This window comes from Neisseria sp. P0021.S005, from assembly GCF_051956955.1.
Genome location: NZ_JBQCWY010000572.1, coordinates 1 through 1,974, shown reverse-complemented (window position 1 = coordinate 1,974; position 1,974 = coordinate 1). Strand labels below are relative to the sequence as shown.

The 1,974-nt window shown below is 52.4% G+C and carries 1 protein-coding gene and 1 other RNA gene; one reads left to right on the top strand and one right to left on the bottom strand.

Annotated elements, in window-relative coordinates; all coding sequences use genetic code 11:
* A partial coding sequence (locus ACTHUE_RS17030) for a DUF3683 domain-containing protein (protein WP_440424038.1) occupies nucleotides 1-1,643 on the bottom strand: 1,643 nt, incomplete at its 3' end.
* 257 nt (nucleotides 1,644-1,900) lie between these two features.
* Between ACTHUE_RS17030 and ffs the strand changes: the two genes are divergently transcribed.
* An RNA gene (ffs, locus tag ACTHUE_RS17025) (signal recognition particle sRNA small type) lies at nucleotides 1,901-1,974 on the top strand; the annotation flags it as partial.

The following is a 1,974-nucleotide window of genomic DNA, read 5'->3' as shown; positions in this document are numbered from 1 at the left end:
ATGTTGATGCGTTCGATGCCGTCTGAATACTCACCGAGCCTTTCGAGTGGGATTACCACGTCTTCGTTGATTTTAAAGGCGTTGGTATGTTTGGCGATGGCGGCGGTGCGGCTGCGGTCAAGCCAGAAGGTTTTGCGCGCTTCTGGAGATATGGCGATAAAGCCTTCTCCGTCACGGGCGCGGGCGAGTTCGCAGATGTGTTCGGCGGCTGCCTGCACGGCGGCTTCATCGTCGGAAACCACGTCTGCCAGCAAGACCATTTTAGGTCGGCCTTTGCCTGCCGCTTTGGTGGCATAACCGACGGCACGGACGTAACGCCAGTCTAAATGTTCCAAACCGGCCAGTCGTACGCTTTCATGGGCAAGCAAGAAGTCGCGGATTTCGACGATGGACGGCGTGGCAGTGGCGACCGTACCGAAAAACTCCATACACACGGTGCGCGTGTATTTCGGCATTTTATGCAATACGAAGGCGACGCTGGTGATGATGCCGTCTGTGCCTTCTTTCTGCACGCCGGGCAGGCCGCTTAAGAATTTGTCGGTAACGTCTTTGCCCAAACCGACTTTGCGGAATTTGTGGCCAGGGATTTCCAAGCGTTCGGTTTTAACGATATTGAGACCGTCTGAATCCAGCGTATGTACGTCAAATATGGCGGTTTCTTCATCGTGGATTTTGCCGAAATTGTGGCGCACGCGTTCGATACGCAACCATTCGCCTTGAGGGTTAACCATGTTCCAGTAGGCGAGGTTGTCCAAGGCAGTACCCCACAGCACGGCTTTTTTACCGCCTGCATTCATCGCCACATTACCGCCTACGCAAGACGCATCGGCGGAGGTCGGATCAACGGCGAACACCAAACCTGCCTGATGCGCGGTTTCTTCCACTCGTCGGGTTACCACGCCTGCGCCGCAATGGATAATCGGATGTCTGCCGTCCAAGCCTGCCAGCTCAACGTATTCGACGCCGCGATGCTTGTCGAGTTTTTCGGTATTGATGACTGCGCTGTTTGCGTCCAAAGGTACTGCGCCGCCGGTATAACCCGTACCGCCGCCGCGTGGGATAATGACCAAGTCCAACTCAATTAAGGCGCGCACCAAAGGCGCGATCTCTGCCTCGGTATCAGGATTGACGACGACAAACGGATACTCCACGCGCCAGTCGGTCGCATCAGTAACGTGCGTTACCCGCGCCAGCCCGTCGAACATAATATTGTGCGGCTTGGTGATTTTGCTTAAACGTTCCAAAATCTGATGGCGTTTTTGGATGGTTTCATCAAAACTGCTATCAAAACGTTCGACTGCTTTTTCTGCTGCGGCAACCAAGACATCCACTTGCTGATTGTCGTCGCGGCGCTTGCGGATTTCGTTTAAACGGTGGCGCATTTCCCGCACCAGCGCGGCGCGGCGTTTCGGGTGCTCCAACAAGTCATCGACCAGATACGGATTGCGCACGACCACCCAAATATCGCCCAATACTTCAAACAGCATTCGTGCCGAACGTCCTGTTTTGCGTTGACCGCGCAGGTCTTGCAGGATTTGCCACGCTTCGTCGCCCAACAGTCGGATGACGATTTCGCGGTCGGTATAAGAAGTATAGTTATAGGGAATTTCTCGAATACGCTGAGGGGCAGTAGTCGTGGTCATGGTTGTGTTCCGTTGATGGATGTGTTTTTATATTAAAGGCCGTCTGAAAAATGCAATTTCTTCTTGATGGCGTAAAGTGTTAATGTAGTGTAATTTTCGATATTTTTCAACGGAAAAGACGATAAACATTTCAATGGGAATGATTTGCAACTAGGCAATATTGTTTACAATCTTGTCGTGTAAATGGTTTTCAGACGGCCTGAGAGATTTTATCGCTTGAGTTTTTCTGTAAAACCGCTATAATGCGTTTCTTCTATGGCGGGTCTCCCCGCATGGTAATTCGGAACACCGGGTCAGGGGCGGAAGCCAGCAGCCCACTCTGATGAGCCAG